Annotated in this window: 23 protein-coding genes; 12 read left to right on the top strand and 11 right to left on the bottom strand. The window is 31.6% G+C overall.

From position 1 onward, the window contains the following. Positions 1 to 125: 125 nt before the first annotated feature. Positions 126 to 872 (top strand): CDP-alcohol phosphatidyltransferase family protein, encoded by a 747-nt coding sequence (locus FRY74_RS12255; protein ID WP_147102020.1) that lies wholly within the window; start codon positions 126 to 128, stop codon positions 870 to 872. Continuing rightward, a complete protein-coding gene (locus FRY74_RS12250; protein WP_147102018.1) occupies positions 872 to 1,318 on the top strand; it encodes a nucleoside deaminase in 447 nt (148 codons plus the stop codon). Before FRY74_RS12255 ends, FRY74_RS12250 begins: the two co-directional genes overlap by 1 nt. Before the next feature lies 1 nt (position 1,319). On the opposite strand, the gene FRY74_RS12245 is transcribed toward FRY74_RS12250, so the two are convergent. From FRY74_RS12245 to FRY74_RS12235, 3 genes are read right to left on the bottom strand one after another with little or no spacing between them, the layout of a single operon-like run. Next, positions 1,320 to 2,048: a LytR/AlgR family response regulator transcription factor gene (locus tag FRY74_RS12245; protein WP_147102016.1), complete on the bottom strand. Its 729-nt coding sequence runs from the start codon at positions 2,046 to 2,048 to the stop codon at positions 1,320 to 1,322. Continuing rightward, complete coding sequence (locus FRY74_RS12240) at positions 2,035 to 3,087, bottom strand: sensor histidine kinase (protein ID WP_147102014.1); 1,053 nt, start codon at positions 3,085 to 3,087, stop codon at positions 2,035 to 2,037. The genes FRY74_RS12245 and FRY74_RS12240 overlap by 14 nt, the downstream gene beginning before the upstream one ends. A 20-nt stretch (positions 3,088 to 3,107) precedes the next feature. After that, a complete protein-coding gene (locus tag FRY74_RS12235; RefSeq protein ID WP_147102011.1) occupies positions 3,108 to 3,812 on the bottom strand; it encodes a LiaF transmembrane domain-containing protein in 705 nt (234 codons plus the stop codon). A gap of 176 nt (positions 3,813 to 3,988) precedes the next feature. Between FRY74_RS12235 and FRY74_RS12230 the strand changes: the two genes are divergently transcribed. From FRY74_RS12230 to FRY74_RS12220, 3 genes are all read left to right on the top strand, one after another. After that, a complete protein-coding gene (locus FRY74_RS12230; RefSeq protein ID WP_147102008.1) occupies positions 3,989 to 4,399 on the top strand; it encodes a BrxA/BrxB family bacilliredoxin in 411 nt (136 codons plus the stop codon). A gap of 112 nt (positions 4,400 to 4,511) precedes the next feature. Then, positions 4,512 to 5,975, top strand: a complete 1,464-nt coding sequence (gene rpoN / locus FRY74_RS12225; protein WP_147102006.1) for an RNA polymerase factor sigma-54 — start codon at positions 4,512 to 4,514, stop codon at positions 5,973 to 5,975. Beyond that, a complete protein-coding gene (locus tag FRY74_RS12220) occupies positions 5,975 to 6,580 on the top strand; it encodes a hypothetical protein (protein ID WP_147102004.1) in 606 nt (201 codons plus the stop codon). The genes rpoN and FRY74_RS12220 overlap by 1 nt, the downstream gene beginning before the upstream one ends. Before the next feature lie 52 nt (positions 6,581 to 6,632). Here FRY74_RS12220 and FRY74_RS12215 read toward each other — a convergent pair whose 3' ends face one another. Both FRY74_RS12215 and FRY74_RS12210 read right to left on the bottom strand, forming a co-directional pair. After that, on the bottom strand, positions 6,633 to 6,854 hold the full coding sequence (locus tag FRY74_RS12215) for a DUF2795 domain-containing protein (protein ID WP_147102002.1): 222 nt from the start codon (positions 6,852 to 6,854) through the stop codon (positions 6,633 to 6,635). A gap of 139 nt (positions 6,855 to 6,993) precedes the next feature. Beyond that, complete coding sequence (locus FRY74_RS12210) at positions 6,994 to 7,542, bottom strand: cob(I)yrinic acid a,c-diamide adenosyltransferase (protein ID WP_147102000.1); 549 nt, start codon at positions 7,540 to 7,542, stop codon at positions 6,994 to 6,996. Between the two features lie 78 nt (positions 7,543 to 7,620). On the opposite strand from FRY74_RS12210, the gene prfB reads away from it, so the two are divergent. Together prfB and arsC are read left to right on the top strand one after the other, a co-directional pair. Next, a protein-coding gene (gene prfB, locus FRY74_RS12205; RefSeq protein WP_147101998.1) for a peptide chain release factor 2 occupies positions 7,621 to 8,698 on the top strand; the annotation gives its coding sequence in 2 pieces (ribosomal slippage) (positions 7,621 to 7,683 and positions 7,685 to 8,698; 1,077 coding nt in all). 11 nt (positions 8,699 to 8,709) lie between these two features. Further along, a complete protein-coding gene (gene arsC, locus FRY74_RS12200; RefSeq protein ID WP_147101997.1) occupies positions 8,710 to 9,048 on the top strand; it encodes an arsenate reductase (glutaredoxin) in 339 nt (112 codons plus the stop codon). Between the two features lie 5 nt (positions 9,049 to 9,053). Here arsC and FRY74_RS12925 read toward each other — a convergent pair whose 3' ends face one another. Then, complete coding sequence (locus tag FRY74_RS12925; protein WP_170228029.1) at positions 9,054 to 9,230, bottom strand: hypothetical protein; 177 nt, start codon at positions 9,228 to 9,230, stop codon at positions 9,054 to 9,056. Positions 9,231 to 9,332: 102 nt separating this feature from the next. Then, complete coding sequence (locus tag FRY74_RS12195) at positions 9,333 to 10,004, bottom strand: energy transducer TonB (protein ID WP_147101995.1); 672 nt, start codon at positions 10,002 to 10,004, stop codon at positions 9,333 to 9,335. A gap of 100 nt (positions 10,005 to 10,104) precedes the next feature. Here FRY74_RS12195 and FRY74_RS12190 point away from each other — a divergent pair, with 100 nt between their 5' ends. The 4 genes from FRY74_RS12190 (at position 10,105) to mtgA (ending at position 15,055) form a co-directional block, all read left to right on the top strand. Next, positions 10,105 to 10,560 (top strand): hypothetical protein, encoded by a 456-nt coding sequence (locus tag FRY74_RS12190; protein ID WP_147101993.1) that lies wholly within the window; start codon positions 10,105 to 10,107, stop codon positions 10,558 to 10,560. A 73-nt stretch (positions 10,561 to 10,633) separates the two neighbouring features. After that, complete coding sequence (gene rnr, locus FRY74_RS12185) at positions 10,634 to 12,775, top strand: ribonuclease R (RefSeq protein ID WP_147101991.1); 2,142 nt, start codon at positions 10,634 to 10,636, stop codon at positions 12,773 to 12,775. After that, positions 12,772 to 14,307 (top strand): phospholipase D family protein, encoded by a 1,536-nt coding sequence (locus tag FRY74_RS12180; RefSeq protein WP_147101989.1) that lies wholly within the window; start codon positions 12,772 to 12,774, stop codon positions 14,305 to 14,307. The genes rnr and FRY74_RS12180 overlap by 4 nt, the downstream gene beginning before the upstream one ends. 34 nt (positions 14,308 to 14,341) lie before the next feature. Continuing rightward, positions 14,342 to 15,055 carry a monofunctional biosynthetic peptidoglycan transglycosylase gene (gene mtgA, locus FRY74_RS12175; RefSeq protein ID WP_147101987.1) on the top strand — a complete coding sequence of 238 codons (714 nt, stop codon included), beginning with the start codon at positions 14,342 to 14,344 and terminating at the stop codon, positions 15,053 to 15,055. Here the strand turns inward: mtgA and FRY74_RS12170 are convergent, their stop codons facing one another. After that, a complete protein-coding gene (locus FRY74_RS12170; RefSeq protein ID WP_147101985.1) occupies positions 15,056 to 15,562 on the bottom strand; it encodes a DUF2480 family protein in 507 nt (168 codons plus the stop codon). A 75-nt stretch (positions 15,563 to 15,637) separates the two neighbouring features. Between FRY74_RS12170 and amaB the strand changes: the two genes are divergently transcribed. After that, on the top strand, positions 15,638 to 17,197 hold the full coding sequence (gene amaB / locus FRY74_RS12165; RefSeq protein WP_147101983.1) for an L-piperidine-6-carboxylate dehydrogenase: 1,560 nt from the start codon (positions 15,638 to 15,640) through the stop codon (positions 17,195 to 17,197). 149 nt (positions 17,198 to 17,346) lie between these two features. Here the strand turns inward: amaB and FRY74_RS12160 are convergent, their stop codons facing one another. From FRY74_RS12160 to FRY74_RS12150, 3 genes are read right to left on the bottom strand one after another with little or no spacing between them, the layout of a single operon-like run. After that, positions 17,347 to 18,315: a succinylglutamate desuccinylase/aspartoacylase family protein gene (locus tag FRY74_RS12160; protein ID WP_147101981.1), complete on the bottom strand. Its 969-nt coding sequence runs from the start codon at positions 18,313 to 18,315 to the stop codon at positions 17,347 to 17,349. Positions 18,316 to 18,317: 2 nt separating this feature from the next. After that, positions 18,318 to 19,190 (bottom strand): 30S ribosomal protein S6--L-glutamate ligase, encoded by an 873-nt coding sequence (gene rimK, locus FRY74_RS12155; RefSeq protein WP_147101979.1) that lies wholly within the window; start codon positions 19,188 to 19,190, stop codon positions 18,318 to 18,320. Beyond that, the gene (locus tag FRY74_RS12150; protein ID WP_147101976.1) at positions 19,191 to 19,640 is read right to left on the bottom strand and encodes an ATP-dependent zinc protease family protein; all 450 of its coding nucleotides are present in this window, start codon (positions 19,638 to 19,640) and stop codon (positions 19,191 to 19,193) included. Between the last annotated feature and the right edge of the window lie 37 nt (positions 19,641 to 19,677).

The raw sequence follows: 19,677 nt of genomic DNA, 5'->3' as shown, positions 1-19,677 counted from the left end.
CAATCTTATTTGTTTTGTGATTAACTCAATTTTTGTGGTATTATTGTTTTTTATTAAAAGCAAATCTTATATTTTTAATTCTTAGCAACAAGTTTAATATCTTTACCCACAACTTAAGATTCACAATGAAAAAACACATTCCAAATGCAATTACAACGTTAAATTTACTTTGTGGCTGCTTAGCAATAACCTCTGCTTTTGAAGGTGAATTATATATTGCTGCATATTTTTTAATCTTTGCAAATTTTTTTGATTTTGCTGATGGTTTTGCAGCAAGAGCTTTAAAAGTTTCTAATGCATTAGGGGAACAACTGGATTCTTTATCTGATATGATTTCTTTTGGTGTTGCTCCGGGTGTTTTACTTTATCAATTTGCTAAACACTTAAATACCATTAATGAAGTTCAAATTTTAACTGACAACCCTTGGTTATTTTACATTGCTTTTATTATACCTGTTTTTTCTTCATTTCGACTTGCTAAATTCAACATAGACACTCGTCAAACTAGCTCTTTTATAGGACTCCCAACTCCAGCAAATGCTTCTTTTTTCTTATTTGTTGTTATCCTTTATTTTTACCCTGATTTACCAAAAGTTATTGACGTGAATAGTTTTTTAATACCAATTATTGGGAACCCTATAATTATGCTTTGTTTTGGTGTTGTTTTTTCTTTTTTACTAGTTGCCGAAATACCTATGTTTTCTCTAAAGTTTAAAAACATGAAATGGAAAGACAACAAACTTCCTTTTAGCTTTATTCTTATATGGTTTCTTCTTTTAATAACTACAAACATTTTTGCAATGCCTGCAATTGTTATTATTTATATTTTGTTTTCTGTATTTAAACATCTTACCTCAAAAGCTACTGCGTAATGCTTTCTATTTTTTCGGACGAACACTTTATGAAAGAAGCTTTTAAAGAAGCTCAAAAAGCATTTGATGAAGACGAAGTTCCTGTTGGAGCAATAATCGTTTGCGATAACAAAATAATTGCTCGTGCCCACAACATGACTGAGAGATTAAACGATGTTACAGCTCATGCCGAAATGCTGGCATTTACTTCTGCTACAGATTATTTAGGGGGTAAATATTTAAACGAATGTACACTTTACGTAACTCTTGAACCATGTGTAATGTGTGGAGGGGCAGCCTACTGGACTCAATTAAAAAAAGTAGTTTATGGTGCTAGTGACGAAAAAAGAGGTTTTAGCAAACTTTCAAAAAACATCTTACATCCAAAAACAGAAATTATAAGTGGAGTTCAAAGTGTAATTTGCGGTGAGATTTTAACTCAATTTTTCGAGCGAAAAAGAGGTTAAACTATAAGTTTAAATATTGCTTTAAATTTTGATACCTCGAACGACTTACATTTAATGCAATATTTCCTGATAAAATTACTTGATAATTATCTTTACCAAACTTTTCTAATTTTTGCATTTCATTTACATTAATAATAAATGATCGATGTATTCTAATAAATTTTGAGTCATCTAAATGCTCCTCTAAATACTTCATAGTATCGTATTTAAGAAATTTACCTGTTTTAGTATATATCATTACATAATCATCTTGAGCTTCAAAATATAAAATCTCGTTTAGCTGAATTATATCAATTTTATCGTTTGATTTTACAACAATCTTATCCAATTGTTTAGTTTCTGAAATATGCTTTTTTAACTCTCCTAAATCACTTTCTTTTTCGCGAACTTTATTTAATGCTTGATTAAATCGTTCTTTTGAAAATGGCTTCAGTAAATAATCGGCAGCATTTAGTTCAAATGCTTTTATTGCATATTCATCATAAGCAGTTGTGAAAATAATTTTAGGAAACTCATCTAATAATTCTAATAATTCAATCCCTGTTAGTTTCGGCATCTGAACATCTAAAAAAACCAAATCTGGTTTTAAATCATTTATTGCTTTTAACCCAGAAAATCCATTATCAAACTCACCTATCAATTCGATATCATTTTCACCATTTAAATAACTTTTAACCAAGTCTCTGGCTAAAGTTTCATCTTCAATAATAATTGCCTTAATTTTTTTCATCTTGAGGTATTTTTATTGTGACCATAAAAGTGTCTTGTATTTTTTCAGTTACTAACAAATCTCTTCTCCTATAAATTAAAAAAAGTCTTTCTTGAGTGTTTTTTAAGCCTATCCCTTCACCCTTTACTTGTCGGGCTGTTGCATCAAAATTATTCGTTAAAACCAACTCTAATTCATCATCTTTTTTTCTTCCGTCAAGTATTACATTAATAGTATCAATACTTTCATAAACACCATGTTTTATAGCATTTTCAAATAAAGGTTGTAATATCATAGCTGGAAGTTTAGCATTTAAGCACTCTTTATTACAATTTAGTTCAAAATTTAAACGATTACCAAACCGTATTTTTTCAATTTCTAAATACAATTTGATATTAGCTATTTCTCTAGCTAATGTTGTTACTTGTTCATTTTCATTACTTAAAGAGTATCTAAGATATTCTGATAACTTAATAATCATTTCTTGAGCTTTATCTGGGCTAGAAATAGTTAATGAACTAATTGAATTTAAGCTATTAAATAAAAAATGAGGATTAATTTGATTTTTTAAAGCATTTAACTCTACTTCTTTTATTAATGTTTTAAGATTAGCTTCTTCCTTAATTTTCTGTTGGTTTTCTTGATAAAAAACAACCACATAGTAAACTAAAATAAATACCAGATAATAAAATATTCCACTTATGATACGCCAAGGAAAAGAACCTTCCAGAAAGGATAAATAAACCAAATCATCAACACTATACTTTAAAATTAAATAGCCGCTAACCAACCAAAAGCCTATAATTATAAGCGATGAAACAAGGTGACTTGAAAATAAAGTGATAAACTTTTGACTCGATTTATTATAACGAACTACATACCATAAGCTTATGCCCAAAAAAGCAAAAAACACATTAAACAAAAAGCTATCTAACAAAGCTACACCAAGAGAAATATGATAATACCAATGCAAAACAGCAAAGTGCGCACCAATAATTATGGTCCACACTGCTGAATAATTTATCAAATAACTTTTATTGCTTGTTATTGGGTTTAGCATCTTTTTAAAAGTAAAAGAAATTAATAACTTTTTACTTCTCCTCCTCCAAAAATATTAACTCCCTTAATAATTAGTACATTTTTAACATCTCCCACAACCGGTCCTCTTTTATCATCAAATCCTCCGAATATTGAAGTTACGTCAACCCTAACATCCCAATCATTAGGAACTACTATTTCAGAGCCTCCAAACATAGTGAAAACATCAATTACACATTCTTGATTTTGTATTTTAGCACCTGTTAAATCTAATTCGCTACCTCCAAAAATGCTTGTTACTTTACCTCCCATAAAATTATCAGAAGTAATTTTTCGCTTACCTCCTCCCATAAATGTAAATAAGTCAATAAAATTGTCTGATACTCCTAAATTTTTAGGAAAATGATGCCTGTTTTTAATTGTTAACATTAAAACTCCTATTACAACAAATATGGCTGGCCAAAACATATTTCTCACTTCAAAAGGTATATCAAATATTTTAGGTAGAATAAAAAAAGTACCTATCGTAATTAAGATTAAACCTGACCGATAATTTTGTTTTGAAAGGATATTGGCTGTACCAATTGCGATTAACAACATTTGCCAAGAAATAATAATATGACTAACACTTGATGGAATAATATCAAGCTTTTTAGCAATTAAAACAGCCCCTACTATTATAAAGATAATTCCTACAATCGATCTTTTTTTGCTTTTAAATTCGTGTTCTTTTTCTTCTATGTTCATGATCTATATTTTTTAGTTTACAAATCAAATTTAGATGGTTCTCTTATATACTGAAATATGTTTTAGGTAGTTGGTAGTTATTTTTCGGTAAAATGCGCTTTTTTTATTTAGAACGATTCTATTTTAGTAACTTTGAAAATTGAAAAACCAATCTATTAATTAAAAAAAAATAAAATATGTACCCACCAGAATTAGTTGCACCGATGAAAGAAGAATTAACATCGGTAGGATTTGAAGACTTAACTACTGCTGCTCAAGTTGATGAAGCTATTACAAGTGAAGGAACTACTTTTGTGATAATTAACTCTGTATGTGGATGTGCTGCAGCAAATGCGAGACCAGCCGCAAAAATTGCAATCACAAACAGTAAAAAACCAAGTAAAATTGCTACTGTATTTGCAGGTGTTGATAGTGATGCTGTTGCTCAAGCTAGAAAATATACACTCCCTTACCCTCCATCATCTCCAAGTATGGCTTTATTTAAAAATGGTAAGCTAGTTCATTTCATAGAAAGACACCATATTGAAGGAAGACCTGCCGAAATGATAGCTGAGAATTTAGCTGAAGCTTTTAACGAATACTGTTAAGTTTAAATAAAAATTACTAAAGCCCGAATCATAAGTTCGGGCTTTTTTATTGATAACTTTTCCTTAAAAATATCGTTCTCATTATTATCTTTGAGTACAATAAAATAATACCATGGCATTAAAACAATCTTTAAGCTTTAAGCTTCAGCAAAAACTCTCTCCTCAGCAAATACAGTTGATGAAATTACTTCAACTGCCTACCATTGCTTTAGAACAAAGAATAAAAGAAGAAATGGAAAGTAACCCTGCACTAGACGAAGGCAAGGAAGAGGAAGAAGAAGATATTAGCTTTAGCAATGATGAAGATTATGATGACAAAGAGAAAAGTGAAGCTGAACAAGATTTTAACTTTGATGACTATATAAATGGTGATGAAACCCCATCATACAAATTAACAGCTAACAATCATAGCCAAGATGATGAAGATCATCAAGTTCCATTAAGCGGAGGAGATAGCTTTCAGGAGTTGCTAGAAAAACAACTCATCATGTTTGATTTAGATGATGACGATTATGAAATTGCTCACCATTTAATTGGTAGTTTGGATGAGTCAGGTTATTTAAGAAGAGATTTAACTTCAATTGTAGATGATTTAGCTTTTACTCAAAACATAATAACTGATGAAGCACATTTAAACTTAATCCTTAAATTAATTCAACAATTTGATCCTCCTGGTGTTGGAGCAAGAACTTTACAAGAATGTTTATTACTTCAAATCAATAAGAGTAAAGGACATTCTTTATTATTAATGAATGCTAAAGAAATTCTTGAAAACTACTTTGAAGAATTCACAAAAAAACATTACGATAAAATTATTGATCGATTAAACATTTCTGAAGAAGACTTAAAAGATGTTATTGCAGAAATACTAAAATTAAACCCAAAACCAGGAAACTCTTTAAGTGATTCAACAAAGGTAGTTCAAAACATTATACCTGATTTTATATTAACTATTGTTGATGATCAACTTGAATTACAATTAAACAGCAGAAATGCTCCCGAATTAAAAGTTAGTAAGGAGTATTCTGAAATGATGAAAGGATACAAAGAGGCAAAAGAAAAACCTTCTAAGTCTCAGAAAGATGCTTTAATGTTTGTGAAACAAAAATTAGATTCGGCAAAATGGTTTATTGATGCAATTAAACAACGTCAAATAACGCTAATAACAACTATGGAAGCGATTATTGAACGTCAAAAAGAATACTTTTTAGAAGGAGATGAGACGTTAATTGTTCCTATGATTTTAAAAGACATTGCAGATGAAGTTGATTTAGATATCTCAACCATTTCAAGAGTAGTTAATAGCAAATATGTTCAAACACCTTATGGTACTTTCTTACTTAAAACCTTCTTCTCTGAATCACTAAGTACAGATAGTGGTGAAGAAGTATCAAGCAGAGAAGTAAAAAAAATACTTCAAGATGCAATTGAAGATGAAGACAAGAAAAAACCACTAACAGATGAAAAGTTATCTAAACTTTTAAATGATAAAGGTTATAACATTGCAAGAAGAACCGTAGCTAAATATCGCGAACAGTTAAACATTCCTGTAGCAAGAATGAGAAAGGAATTGTAATGGAGAGAATAGCTAAAATTATTTCTTATTGTTTCCAACCACTAATAATGCCTTCATTAGGTTTATTAATTTTTTTCAATTCAAACTCCTACATAAACTTTGCAATACCAAAAGAATTAAAAGATGCAGCGCTTACTTTAGTTGCTATGAGCACCTTTGTTGTACCTGTAATAATTACCTTGTTACTTTTAAACAGAGGATATATTTCTAGTTTAGAAATGCCAACAAGAAAGGAACGTATTCTTCCTTATGGTTTTACGATTGCCTTTTATTTTTTTACAATATACATGCTCAAACAAGCACCTATACCTCCGCTAGTATTTGATTTTATGATTGGTGGCGTTGCATCTGTTATCTGCGCTTTTATTATCAATTTAAAGTGGAAAGTAAGTGCTCATATGACTGGTATTGGTGGATTGCTTGGCGCATTAATATCTACATCTATATTACTAGAAGTAGATTTAATTTCTTATGTAATACTTTCAATTTTTGTGTCAGGTCTAATTGCTAGTTCTCGATTAATATTAAACGCCCACACCCCATTACAGCTTATTGCTGGCTTCTTTCTTGGATTTGGATGTCAAGTGATTGCTATTTATTTTTAAGCAAAAAAAAGCCGTTACTTTTTAGCAACGGCTTTAGTTATAAAAATGCTATTTAATATTCATCTTCATTAAAAAAGAAATCATCTTTGGTTGGATAATCAGGCCAAATTTCTTCAATCGTGTCAAACGTTTCACCCTCATCTTCTAATTCTTGTAAATTTTCTACAACCTCAAGTGGTGATCCTGTTCTAATTGCAAAATCAATAAGCTCGTCTTTTGTTGCCGGCCAAGGAGCGTCTTCTAAGTGAGATGCTAATTCTAATGTCCAATACATAGTTAATTATTTTATTAAATTAATACCTTAATACTCTCTTTATCCGAGTTTTTAGATTTACGCAAAAATATATTTTTTGTTTAGATACACAACAAAAAAAAATGAACACTTGTTAACAACTCTTTCTCCCTCATTATCATTACATTCTAGCTACCCAAGGAATCTCATTTGCACCTAAATCTTGTGTTATTTTTCTTGACAACACAAACAAATAATCAGACAATCGATTTAAATACTTAAACACTAACTCATTTACTTCCTCTTCTTCTGACAAAAGAATAACTAATCGCTCAGCTCTTCTGCAAACGCATCGTGAAATATGACAATAAGAAACCGTTGTATGTCCACCAGGTAAAACAAACGAACGCATTTCTGGTAAAGTCTCATTCATTTTGTCGATTTCATTTTCTAAAAATTCAATATCACTTTCTTTTAATTGAGGCACTTTTACTTTATTATTTCCCGGTTCGGTAGCTAAAATTGATCCCAATGTAAATAACCTATCTTGTATTTCAATTAAAACATCAAAAGTTTGCTTATCAATTTCTTGATCACGAATAAGCCCTATGTATGAATTTAATTCATCTACGGTACCATAAGCTTCTATTCTATTATGGTGTTTAGGTACTCTTTTCCCTCCAAACAATGATGTTTGACCTTTATCTCCTGTTTTTGTATAAATCTTCATTTTATAGTTTTAACTATTTACAGCAAAAATATTCATTTAAATATTACTTATTAAGTGTTGAAACATTAGTTTTGCACTATGACTACACAAGAACAAATAAAAGATTTAGTTGATCGCCTGGCTGCGTTGAGGGGGTACCTTTGACGTGGATAATAAATTAATTCAACTAGAAGAAGAAGAACAAAAAACTCAAGACCCCGATTTTTGGGAAAATCCTAAAGAAGCAGAAAAACAACTTAAAGTAGTTCGAAACATAAAAGTTTGGACCGAAGGATTTGCTTCTGTAGCCGCTATAATTGACGATTTAGAAGTACTATTCGATTTCTATAAAGAAGGAGATGTTAGTGAAGAGGAAATGGATCAGCAATATGCTAAAGCTATAGAAAAAGTTGAAGACTTAGAGTTTAAAAATATGCTTAGCGCCGAAGAAGACAGCTTAAGCGCTGTTCTTCAAATTACTGCTGGAGCTGGAGGAACTGAGAGCTGTGACTGGTCTTCAATGTTATACAGAATGTATAATATGTGGGCTGAGAAAAATGGCTATAAAATTAAATTATTAGATTATCAAGATGGTGATGTTGCTGGAATTAAAACAGCTACTATTGAAATTGAAGGAGAGTTTGCTTTTGGCTACCTTAAAGGAGAAAATGGCGTTCATCGTTTAGTTCGTGTAAGCCCTTTTAATTCTCAAGGAAAAAGAATGACTTCTTTTTCTTCAGTTTACGTTTATCCTTTAGTTGATGATACGATTGATATTAATATCAACCCGGCAGATATTAAATGGGACACCTTTAGAAGTGGTGGTGCAGGTGGACAAAATGTGAATAAAGTAGAAACTGGTGTTCGACTTCATCATGCCCCTTCTGGAATTGTGATTGAAAACACAGAAACACGTTCGCAATTAGGAAACAAGGAAAAAGCCATGCAATTACTTAAATCTCAATTGTATGAAATTGAATTAAGAAAAAGACTTGAAGCTCGTTCTGAAATTGAGGCAGATAAAAAGAAAATTGAATGGGGCTCTCAAATTAGAAGCTATGTGCTTGACGACAGAAGAGTTAAAGACCATAGAACAAACTATACAGTTAACGATACAGATAAAGTTTTAAATGGAGATTTAGATGGCTTTTTAAAAGCTTATCTAATGGAATTTTAAATGAAAAAAAAATGAAAATTTACCATAATCCAAGATGCAGTAAAAGTCGTCAGACTTTACAAATAATAAAAGATGCTGGTGCCGAAGTTGAAATAATTGAATATTTAAACGAAGTGCCTACCCAAGATGAGCTTGCAGCTATTTTAATTAAATTAGGTATGAATGCAGAAGATATCTTAAGAAAAGGTGAAGACATCTTTAAACAAAATTACAAAGGGAAAACCTTTAGCAATGACGAATGGATTAAGATAATGATTGAAAATCCGAAGCTAATCGAAAGACCAATTATTATAAAAGGAAATAAAGCAGTTTTAGGAAGACCGCCTGAAAATGTAAATGAATTCTTATAAAAAAATTAATCCTCTTGATTATCCATAACGTCTCCAGCTAACTTATCTAAAAGTTTTGGAGCTACTTTGCTAAGAATTGCCAATTGAATTGAACCAGGAACAACAATAGTAAATAAGAAAAGTAAACACCACATTGCCATAAATAAGAAAATAAAGAATAATACAAATCCGAATGATACCATAACTTTTAGTTTTTGTTGTTATAAGTGTAAAAGTATAAAATTCTATTAAAAATACAATAACTTCTTTTAAAAAAGAGTCCCAATAAATTGGGACTCTTTTTATTACATTAAAGTAAATTTAATTGGTAGAGTATAATAAACGCTAACGGGTCTTCCATGTTGAGTTCCAGGTTTCCAGTCTGGCATAGATTTAACAACTCTTATTGCTTCATCATCTAATAATTTATTTACACCTTTAAGTATTTCAATATTTCTAATTTTTCCAGTTTTACCAATAACAAATTTAAGATGAACTGTTCCTTGTATTCCAGTTTCTTTAGCCAAAATTGGATACTCCAAATTACTCTTTAAATATTTGAAAATTCCTACATCTCCGCCTTTAAACTCAGGCATATGATCGGCTCCAATACTTGGTAAATCTGGCTCCTCAACAGACTCCTCAATCGTCATCATTGTTAGTTCAAAAACTAATGGCTCAGGGTCTGGTTCTGCAATTGGCTCAACAAAGGGCTCTTTAACGATTTTAATTATAGTAGGATTTTTCTTTACAAAATCATGTTTAACTTTTGGCTTTTCAATTTCCCTATAGGTTATAGGTGGTAAATCAAAATCTCCTTCAATTACAATGTCAGGCCTAGGTAATTCACTAATTATTACTGGTGTTGTCCATTCAAATGCTACAAGTGTTAAACCACACGCTACAATTAATCCTGATTGAAAAAAAATACCTCTCATTTTTTCGAGAGACGATTTTTGACTCTTTGAATTTTTCATACTTATTAGTTTTAAAGTTAGTAAGTAAAAAGAGCCATATTGTTTAAATTTAGATGAGTATATAACTAATAACTTAAAAAATAGCTACTTTAGTATTTAGATGAACAACTTTAACTTATTCCATAAAAAAACAGTACAATTATTTTCTAGTGTTGCTTTAATAATTGTTTTTAATGCTTGCGCATCGCTACCAGAAGCAGCTCCAATTGTTAAACGCTATTGTGTAGGCCAAGGTGGTGGTTTTACTGGCGACTATACAGAATTTTCTTTTAGTGATGACGGAAAAGTGTATAAACGCGATTTTGTTTATGATAGAGATGTTTATTACAAAGACTTAGCTCCAGCTGATCTTGAATATTTTGTTAATCAAATAACAGAATTAGGTCTCGAATATGAAGAAATAAATCAACCCGGTAACATCTCAAAATACATCGAAATTAGAGAAAAAGAATCCTCAAAAAATAAAATTACTTGGGGAGCACCAAACTTTAACCCTCCAGAACCAATAGAAAAGCTTTTTAAAGAACTTTACAAAAAGCTATCTGAACGACCTTAATTGAACAATGGGTTATTAAAAAGATTAACATCGAATTAACTTTTCACAATCTTTTTATACTTACTTTAGATATATGACAAAAAAGAACTCGCGAAGCCCAAAGGGAGGCTTTAAAACAAATTTAATACAACAAATTATTACGGTTTTTGATAAAAACCCAACAAAATCATTTAACTACAAACAACTAAGTACAGCCTTTGGTTTTAAGGATATTTCAAACAAGAAATTAGTTAATATAATATTAGAAGAATTAGCCGATCAAGGCAAATTAAAAGAAACAAAAAGAGGCACATTTAAACTAAAAAACTCTAAATCGTTTGTTGAAGGAGTAGTTGACATGACTAGCAGGGGGTCTGCTTATGTTATTGTTGAAGATAACGATAACGACATTTACATTTCAGCAAAAAATACTAATACAGCACTTCACAAAGACTTGGTTCAAGTAAATGTGTTTTCAAAGAAGAACAGCTCAAAATTAGAGGGCGAAATTGTAGAAGTAATTGAACGTAACAAAACGGAATTCGTTGGAATACTTGAAAAATCGAAAAACTTTTCGTTCGTTATAGTTAGCGACCAAAGAATGCCTGTAGATATTTTTATTGGTAATGATAAATTGAAAGGGGCTAATAATGGCGACAAAGTAATTGCCAAAATAACCGAGTGGCCAAAAAACAGAAATAGTCCTTACGGAACTATTGTTGAAGTGCTTGGAAGACCAGGTGAGAATGATACTGAAATGCATGCAATATTGGCTGAATTTGGATTACCTTATAAATTTCCAGAAAAAGTTGAACAAGATGCTAAAAATTTAGATCTTGAAATATCAGTTAAAGAGATAAAAAACCGTAGAGATTTTAGAGCTACAACTACGATAACTATTGACCCTGAAGATGCTAAAGATTTTGATGATGCCTTATCTTTAAAAAAATTACCAAACGGGAATTGGGAAGTAGGAGTTCATATTGCAGATGTTTCTCATTATGTAAAACCTGGAACTGATTTAGATAAAGAAGCTTTTAGCAGAGCTACTTCTGTTTACTTAGTAGACAGAGTTGTGCCAATGCTACCTGAAGTATTATCAAACCAAGCTTGTTCATTAAGACCGCAAGAAACAAAGCTCTGTTTTTCGGCTGTATTTGAATTAACGGAAGATGCTAAATTGGTAAACGAATGGTTTGGAAGAACTGTTATTTTCTCTGACAGGAGATTTACTTACGAAGAAGCTCAAGCAAGAATTGAAACTAGCGAAGGTGATTTTGCAGAAGAAGTATTAACTCTAGACAGATTGGCCAAAAAACTAAGAAAAGAACGTTTTAAACATGGTTCAATTGCTTTTGATAGAATTGAAGTGAAATTCAATTTAGATAATGAAGGAAACCCAACTGGAGTTTACTTTAAAGAAAGTAAAGATTCTAATAAATTAATTGAAGAGTTTATGCTTTTAGCCAACAAAAAAGTGGCTGAATTTATTGGTAAACCTGAAAAGAAAAAAGAAGTTAAAACTTTTGTATACAGAATACACGACGAACCAAATCAAGAAAAATTATTAACCCTTGCCAATTTCGTTAAAAAGTTTGGGTACGACTTTAAAGTAACAGAATCTGGAATGTCAGGATCTATCAACAAGTTAATTTCTGACGTGCAAGGTAAAAATGAAGAAAACCTAATTGAACAATTAGCCATTCGAACAATGGCAAAAGCTGTTTACTCATCAAACAACATTGGCCATTATGGCTTAGGGTTTGAATATTACTCACATTTCACATCTCCTATTCGTCGTTATCCTGATGTGATGGTGCACCGATTATTGCAGCATTATTTAGACGGTGGAACTTCAGCGAACCAAAAAGAAGTTGAAGCACAATGTAAACATTCATCAGAAATGGAAATGCTGTCTACCGAAGCAGAAAGAGCATCTATCAAATATAAACAAGTACAATTTTTACAAGATAAAATTGGTGAAGAGTTTGAAGGTATTATATCGGGAGTAAGTGAGTGGGGAATTTATGTGGAAATAATGAATGGATTGTGTGAAGGAATGGTTAAAATGCGTGATATAGATTATGACTACTATACTTTTGATCCTGAAAATTATGCTGCTGTAGGCAGAAGTTCTGGTAATGTATTTAGAATGGGAGATGGAGTAAATATTAGAATAATGCGTGCAGATTTACTCAAAAAACAATTAGACTTTAATTTAATTATAGAGGATTGAAAAAAATAACTACTTTATTGTTTACAGGCTTATTGTTTTTCTTAGTGAATTGCAATTCAACCCATCAGAACGTAATTTTTGAGCAAGATTTTTGCAATTCAATACATCGAGACACAGTTACAACTCTATCAGAACAATTGCTTCCATTTAAAAGTATAATGAAAGATAAAACAGGAGTTTATGTTTTAGAAGAAGGAGATATTTCAATGATTTCTAGAGCTTGGTTATCAGAATATGCGGAAAAAACTATCGATGTTCAATATTTTATTTTTTCAGCTGATAATGTAGGATTAATAGCTTGTGATTATTTATTGAGAGCAGCAGAACGTGGTGTTAAGGTTAGGTTACTTGTTGATGATTTATTGATAGAAAGTGATGCTGACGCTCTATTAACGTTAGATGCTCATCCAAACTTATCAATTAAAGTATATAATCCAAATGCTAATCTTGGAAAGAACATAGCTCAAAGAATAGGTTCTTTAATTACTGATTTTAGAGGATTTAACCAAAGAATGCACAATAAAACATTTACTGTTGATGGAAAAGTTGTAATAACTGGTGGAAGGAATATTGCTGACGAATACTTTGATTATGATCATGAATACAACTTTAGAGATAGGGATGTTTTACTTATAGGAGGTATATCAAATCAGGTTAAAAATTCATTTGATAATTTTTGGGACAATCCTCTAAGTGTTGACATAAATAGAATAGTTAAACCAAAAAATAGCCATCATACAATACAAACTCGATATAATAATTTACACAATTACGCTTGCAATCCCGAAAATTTCTGGCCTCAAATAAGAGATAATATTAAAAATATTCCAAAGGCATTTGAAAAAATTCAAAATACAGGAGAACTTATTTGGCTGGACAGCATTACTTTTGTTACTGATGAACCTGGCAAAAACGATGGTTCAAAAGGATTAAAAGGTGGGGGTATATGTACAGATGCATTAATCAATTTAGTGAAAAATGCAACTTCTTCCATCAATATCCAATCACCTTATTTAATTACTACTGAACTTGGACAAAATCTATTTTCTGATGCTATTAAAAGAGGTGTTAAAGTAAAAATTCTAACAAACAGCTTAGCCTCAACAGATAATTTAGAAGCATTTAATGGATATCAGCGAGATAGAAAATTATTATTGAAATTAGGAATAGAAATATATGAATTTAAACCAAACGCAGAAGTAAGATATAAAGTTATGACTGGTGCATTACAGGAAAAATTAAATTATACTCCAGTATTTGGATTACATGCAAAATCAATGGTTATAGATCAAGAAATAGCGGTAATAGGAACTTTTAACTTAGACCCTAGAAGTGCAAATTTAAATACAGAATGCGCTACTATCATGTACTCTTCAAAAATTGCTAAAAACCTTCATAAAATAATGGAAGAAGAAACGAAACCAGAAAATGCCTGGAAATCTACCTTAACATTTAATCCAGACTCTGCAGCTGGCATTATGAAGCGAATAAATGCAAGGACTAGATTCATTGTCCCAAAAAAAATACTTTGATAAATTATAGTTTAATTAAAAACAATCAAGTTAAGTGAAAAAACTATTTTCTCGAATCGGGAAATTTTTGCTAAAAATTTCCTTGTGGTTTATCGCCATAAGCATTACTCTAGTTATTTTGTTTCGATGGGTTCCTATTTACTTCACTCCATTAATGGTAAAAAGATGTATTGAGCAAAAGGCAGACGGAAAAGAAATGAAGCTTGAGAAAACTTGGAAACCTTTAACAGAAATTTCACCATCATTACAATTAGCTGTTGTCTGCTCTGAAGACCAAAACTATTTAAAGCACTATGGCTTTGATTTTGGAGCAATAAAAAAAGCCATAGAACACAACAAAAAAAGCAAACGAAAAAGAGGCGCAAGTACGATAAGCCAGCAAACAGCAAAAAATGTTTTTTTATGGGATGGCAGAAGCTGGGTAAGAAAAGGGTTTGAAGTTTATTTTACTTTTTTAATTGAGCTTTTTTGGAGTAAAGAACGCATTATGGAAGTTTACCTTAACGTAATAGAAATGGGGGATGGAATTTATGGTGCAGAAGCTGCTTCACAAGCTTATTTTAAAAAATCGGCCATTGATATTTCTAAACAACAAGCAGCAACTATTTCTGCTATTTTACCTAGTCCTTTAAAATACAACGCCAAAAAACCAAGCGCTTTTTTACAAGGAAGAATTAATTGGACCTTACAGCAAATGCGATTTTGGGGTGGAAAATTAGATTATGATAAGGAGGAAAAGAAAAAATAATTATTTCTTCTTATACAGCGGAACAGCCGAACAAGCTTCACCAAACATTATATTTTTAGCAACATCTTGTAATCTATTGGTAAAATCTACAAAAACAGATTCAGGAATTGGATGATGTCCACAACCTTTTACAATAACATTTTTATCTGCAAATTCAGTAAAATCAAGCGCATCAAAAATATCGTTAAAAATAGCTTTTTCTAAATCTTGCTGATTTCCCATTACCACTTTTTTAGCATAAGGTTTAATAGAGGAAACAATAAGCATAAATGCCCACAATGGAACAATAGCGTCAGCCGAGCAAATTACATTTACATATTGATTTTGATAGACAGACCAATCATTATTTTTTACAAAAGCACGAAAGTCTTTTTCAATTAAAACAAACTCATTTACAAGTATATTTTTCAAATCAAACGTTACTCGCTCACCTTTTGGATAATAATCATCTAAGTTAACTTGCAATAAGCCACTTTTTTCTACTCTATTTATAATCTCGTTTTCCATTGTAACCCCAAATTTACTCACATTTAATTACTAAATTTGTATATACATTTTAAAAACTTAAAAAAATTAGTGATTATGTCTGAAGTTTTAACAGCAAACACATTTGGAATTGAAGAAGCATTAAAGGCTTTAGGGTTAAAAGAAGTTAATGATGGAACATCTACAGGGTCGAACAACTTTGGTGGTGGAGAAACTATCTCTTCTTACTCGCCTACTGATGGTGCTTTAATAGGTAAAGTTACTACCACAACTAAAGCAGATTACGAAAAAGTAATGACTGCAGCTACTACAGCTTTTAAATCGTTTAGAACAATGCCTGCTCCACAAAGAGGAGAAATTGTTCGTCAGTTTGGAAACAAATTAAGAGAATTAAAAGAGCCTCTTGGAAAATTAGTTTCTTATGAAATGGGAAAATCTTTGCAAGAAGGTTATGGTGAAGTTCAAGAAATGATTGACATCTGCGACTTTGCTGTTGGATTATCAAGACAATTAAACGGACAAACAATTCCTTCAGAAAGACCAGGACACGTAATGAGAGAGCAATGGCATCCAATTGGAGTTGTTGGTATTATATCTGCATTTAACTTTCCTGTTGCTGTATGGGCTTGGAACACAGCTTTAGCATGGATTTGTGGCGATGTATGTGTATGGAAAGCTTCAGAAAAAGCACCTTTATGTTCAGTTGCTTGTCAAAACATTATAGCTGACATTTTAAAAGAAAATAATTTACCAGAAGGAATCTCTTGTATTATTAATGGAGATTACAAAGTAGGTGAAATGATGACTACTGACCACAGAATTCCTTTAGTATCTGCTACAGGTTCTACTCGTATGGGAAGAATTGTTGGTGCAACTGTTGCTGAACGTTTCGGAAAGTCTTTATTAGAGTTAGGAGGAAATAATGCAATTATTATTACTCCAACTGCTGATTTAAAAGTGGTTGTTCCTGGAGCTGTTTTTGGTGCTGTTGGTACTTGTGGGCAAAGATGTACTTCAACAAGAAGATTAATTATTCACGAATCGGTTTACGATAAAGTAAGAGATGCAATTGTTGGTGCTTACGGTCAAATAAAAATTGGTAACCCATTAGATGAAAATAACCATGTAGGGCCATTGATTGATAAAGATGCTGTAAACACTTATTTAGCTGCTATAGAAAAAGCAAAAGCTGAAGGTGGAAAAGTATTAGTAGAAGGTGGCGTATTAGAAGGTGAAGGATACGAAAGCGGATGCTATGTAAAACCTTGTATTATTGAAGCTGAAAACCATTTTGAAATTGTACAGCACGAAACTTTTGCTCCAATTTTATATTTAATGAAATACAGTGGAGAAGTTGAAAATGCTATTGAAACACAAAATGGTGTTGCTCAAGGTTTATCTTCTGCAATTATGACTAACGAAATGAAAGAAGCTGAAAAATTCTTATCATTTGCTGGTTCTGATTGTGGTATTGCTAACGTAAACATTGGAACTTCTGGTGCTGAAATTGGTGGTGCTTTTGGTGGTGAAAAAGAAACTGGTGGAGGACGTGAGTCTGGATCTGATGCATGGAAAGTTTACATGAGAAGACAAACAAATACAATTAACTATTCTGATGAGTTACCTTTAGCTCAAGGAATTAAGTTTGATTTGTAAGAACTAAAAATAACACTATAAAAAAGCCTCGCAATGCGAGGCTTTTTTATTAACAAACATTGACTTTATCATAAAAATACTCGAACTTCGTTTAACAACAGTTTTAAGAAACATTGAAACGTTTCCAAGAACAGCGTTAAACGAAACAACTACTCTCCTTTATTAAACGCAATGTGAAAAATAGCATCTCCTTGATGTACTATTGGTGAATGATTAGAACAAATAATTACACCATCGTGTTTTGAGATTACTCTTTTTTCAAAGTCACCAAATGGATCTGAAATAGAACCTAAAACAGTTCCTTTTTTTATTTTTGTTCCAATACTCACTGTTGTTCTAAACATTCCAGAGTGTCGAGCTCTCATCCAAGTAGAATCGGTTAAAGTTACTGTTTCAACAAAAGGGTCTGTGCTTAATTGCTTTCTAAAATCACGCATACCCAAATGCTGCATCACACGAAGTGCTCCATTTACACCTACTTTTGTTACTGCTCTATCTAAATCTAAGGACTTACCTCCTTCAAAAAGCAACACTCCTACACCTATTTTAGCTGCTTCGCTCCTAAACGATTTTGGTAGTTGCTTTGACAACAATATGTATGGAGCACCAAACACATTAGCTAACTCAATACTTTTAGGGTTTGTTCCTTCTATCCTTAAATGTGTGTAGTTAAATCGGCTACTTGCCCCTGTATGATAATCAATACAATAATCTACCTTAGGCACAACATCTTTCATTAAATAATAAGCAAATCGACTTGCTAACGACCCTTCTTTTGAACCTGGGAAAACACGATTTAAATCTCTTCCATCAGGAAATTCTCGAGTTTTATGTAAAAATCCAAATACATTTAATACTGGAATACATACTACTGTTCCACATTCGGGCTTATGGTATCCTTTGGAAATAATTTGACGAACAATTTCTACTCCATTAACCTCATCACCATGAATACCAGCATTTAATAAAATTACTGGTCCTGGCTTTAGCCCTCTCGAAACTATTATTGGAACTTCTACTGGGGTTCTCGTATGTAAACGAGCAATATCTAAATTAATTTGAACGGTTTTACCTCGTTCAATATTTTGCCCCAAAAAAGAAAATATGTCCTTATCCATGATTAAACGTGACGTTCAATATATCTTATAATTGTATTCGCAATATCTTTTCCTGTTGCTGCTTCAATTCCTTCTAATCCTGGAGAAGAATTTACTTCCATAATTAATGGTCCTCGCTCAGATTGTAACATATCAACCCCTGCAATACCTAAACCTAAAACTTTTGCTGCTTTTAATGCCGCATTTTCTTCTTCATCTGTAAGCTCAATAATACTTGCCGAACCACCTCTGTGCAAATTAGAACGAAACTCCCCTTCTTTTCCCTGTCTTTTCATAGCTCCAACTACAACTCCATCAACTACAAATGCACGAATATCTGCTCCTCCAGCTTCTTTGATAAACTCTTGTACTATTACTCTTGCTTTTAGTCCATTAAATGCTTCTAAAACTGATTCCGCTGCATTTTTATTTTCAGCCAATACAACACCAACACCTTGAGTTCCTTCTAATAATTTAATTACTAACGGAGCTCCTCCAACATTTTTAATTACCGATTTTACATCTTTTGAATAATTTGTAAAAGCTGTTTTTGGTAATCCAAGACCAGCTCTAGCTAATATCTGTAAACTTCTCAACTTATCTCTAGAACGAACTAAAGCTTGTGATTCAACAGCTGTAAATGATTTCATCATTTCGAACTGACGAACAACAGCTGTTCCGAAAAAAGTTACTGAAGCTCCAATTCTAGGAATAACAGCATCAACATCCTCCAAAGGTTTTCCTTTATAAAATATCTGAGGTTTCTTTTTTTCAATTACCAAGTCACATTTTGTATGGTCAACAACCAACATTTCATGCTTACGCTTTTCACCAGCTTCAATCAACCTTCGGGTAGAGTATAAATTTGGATTTCTTGATAGTACAATTATTTTCATTTAGGGGTAAAATTTTATTATTTTTTTAAACGATTGATCGGTTAATGCTGTATCTATTACAAATTTCTTTGATAAAAATTTCCGTCCTATTAATACGTGAAATCGCATACTGCCTCGCTCAGTTAGTGTTAATTCTATTGGTAATAACTGATTAAATATTTCGATTTTAGTAACTACACTGTATCTTTCTTCGGTAATTCCGTTCGAGCTTTTAACTTTTCTTATTTTATAATTCTCAAAAACAAATTCCTTTTCATGGTATTGTTCATGCTCAGGATCTAAAAAGTTACATTTTATCTTTTTAACTCCTTTCTCAATAAACTCTTCAATATTATGACAATGAAAACTAGACGTATAAGCTCCTGAATCTATTTTAATAGGAATTTCAACTAGCTTTAGGTCAGGAAAGTCAGCAATATCTTGCCGACCAATAACTATTTTCTTGTTCATTTTTCAAAAAAATCTACTAAGATTACTCTGCAAATAT

Origin of the sequence: Vicingus serpentipes (assembly GCF_007993035.1) — a bacterium.
In the GTDB taxonomy this organism is placed as follows: domain Bacteria; phylum Bacteroidota; class Bacteroidia; order Flavobacteriales_E; family Vicingaceae; genus Vicingus; species Vicingus serpentipes.
The sequence above is the reverse complement of the archived record's forward strand: the minus strand, read 5'-3'. Positions and strand labels throughout refer to the sequence as shown.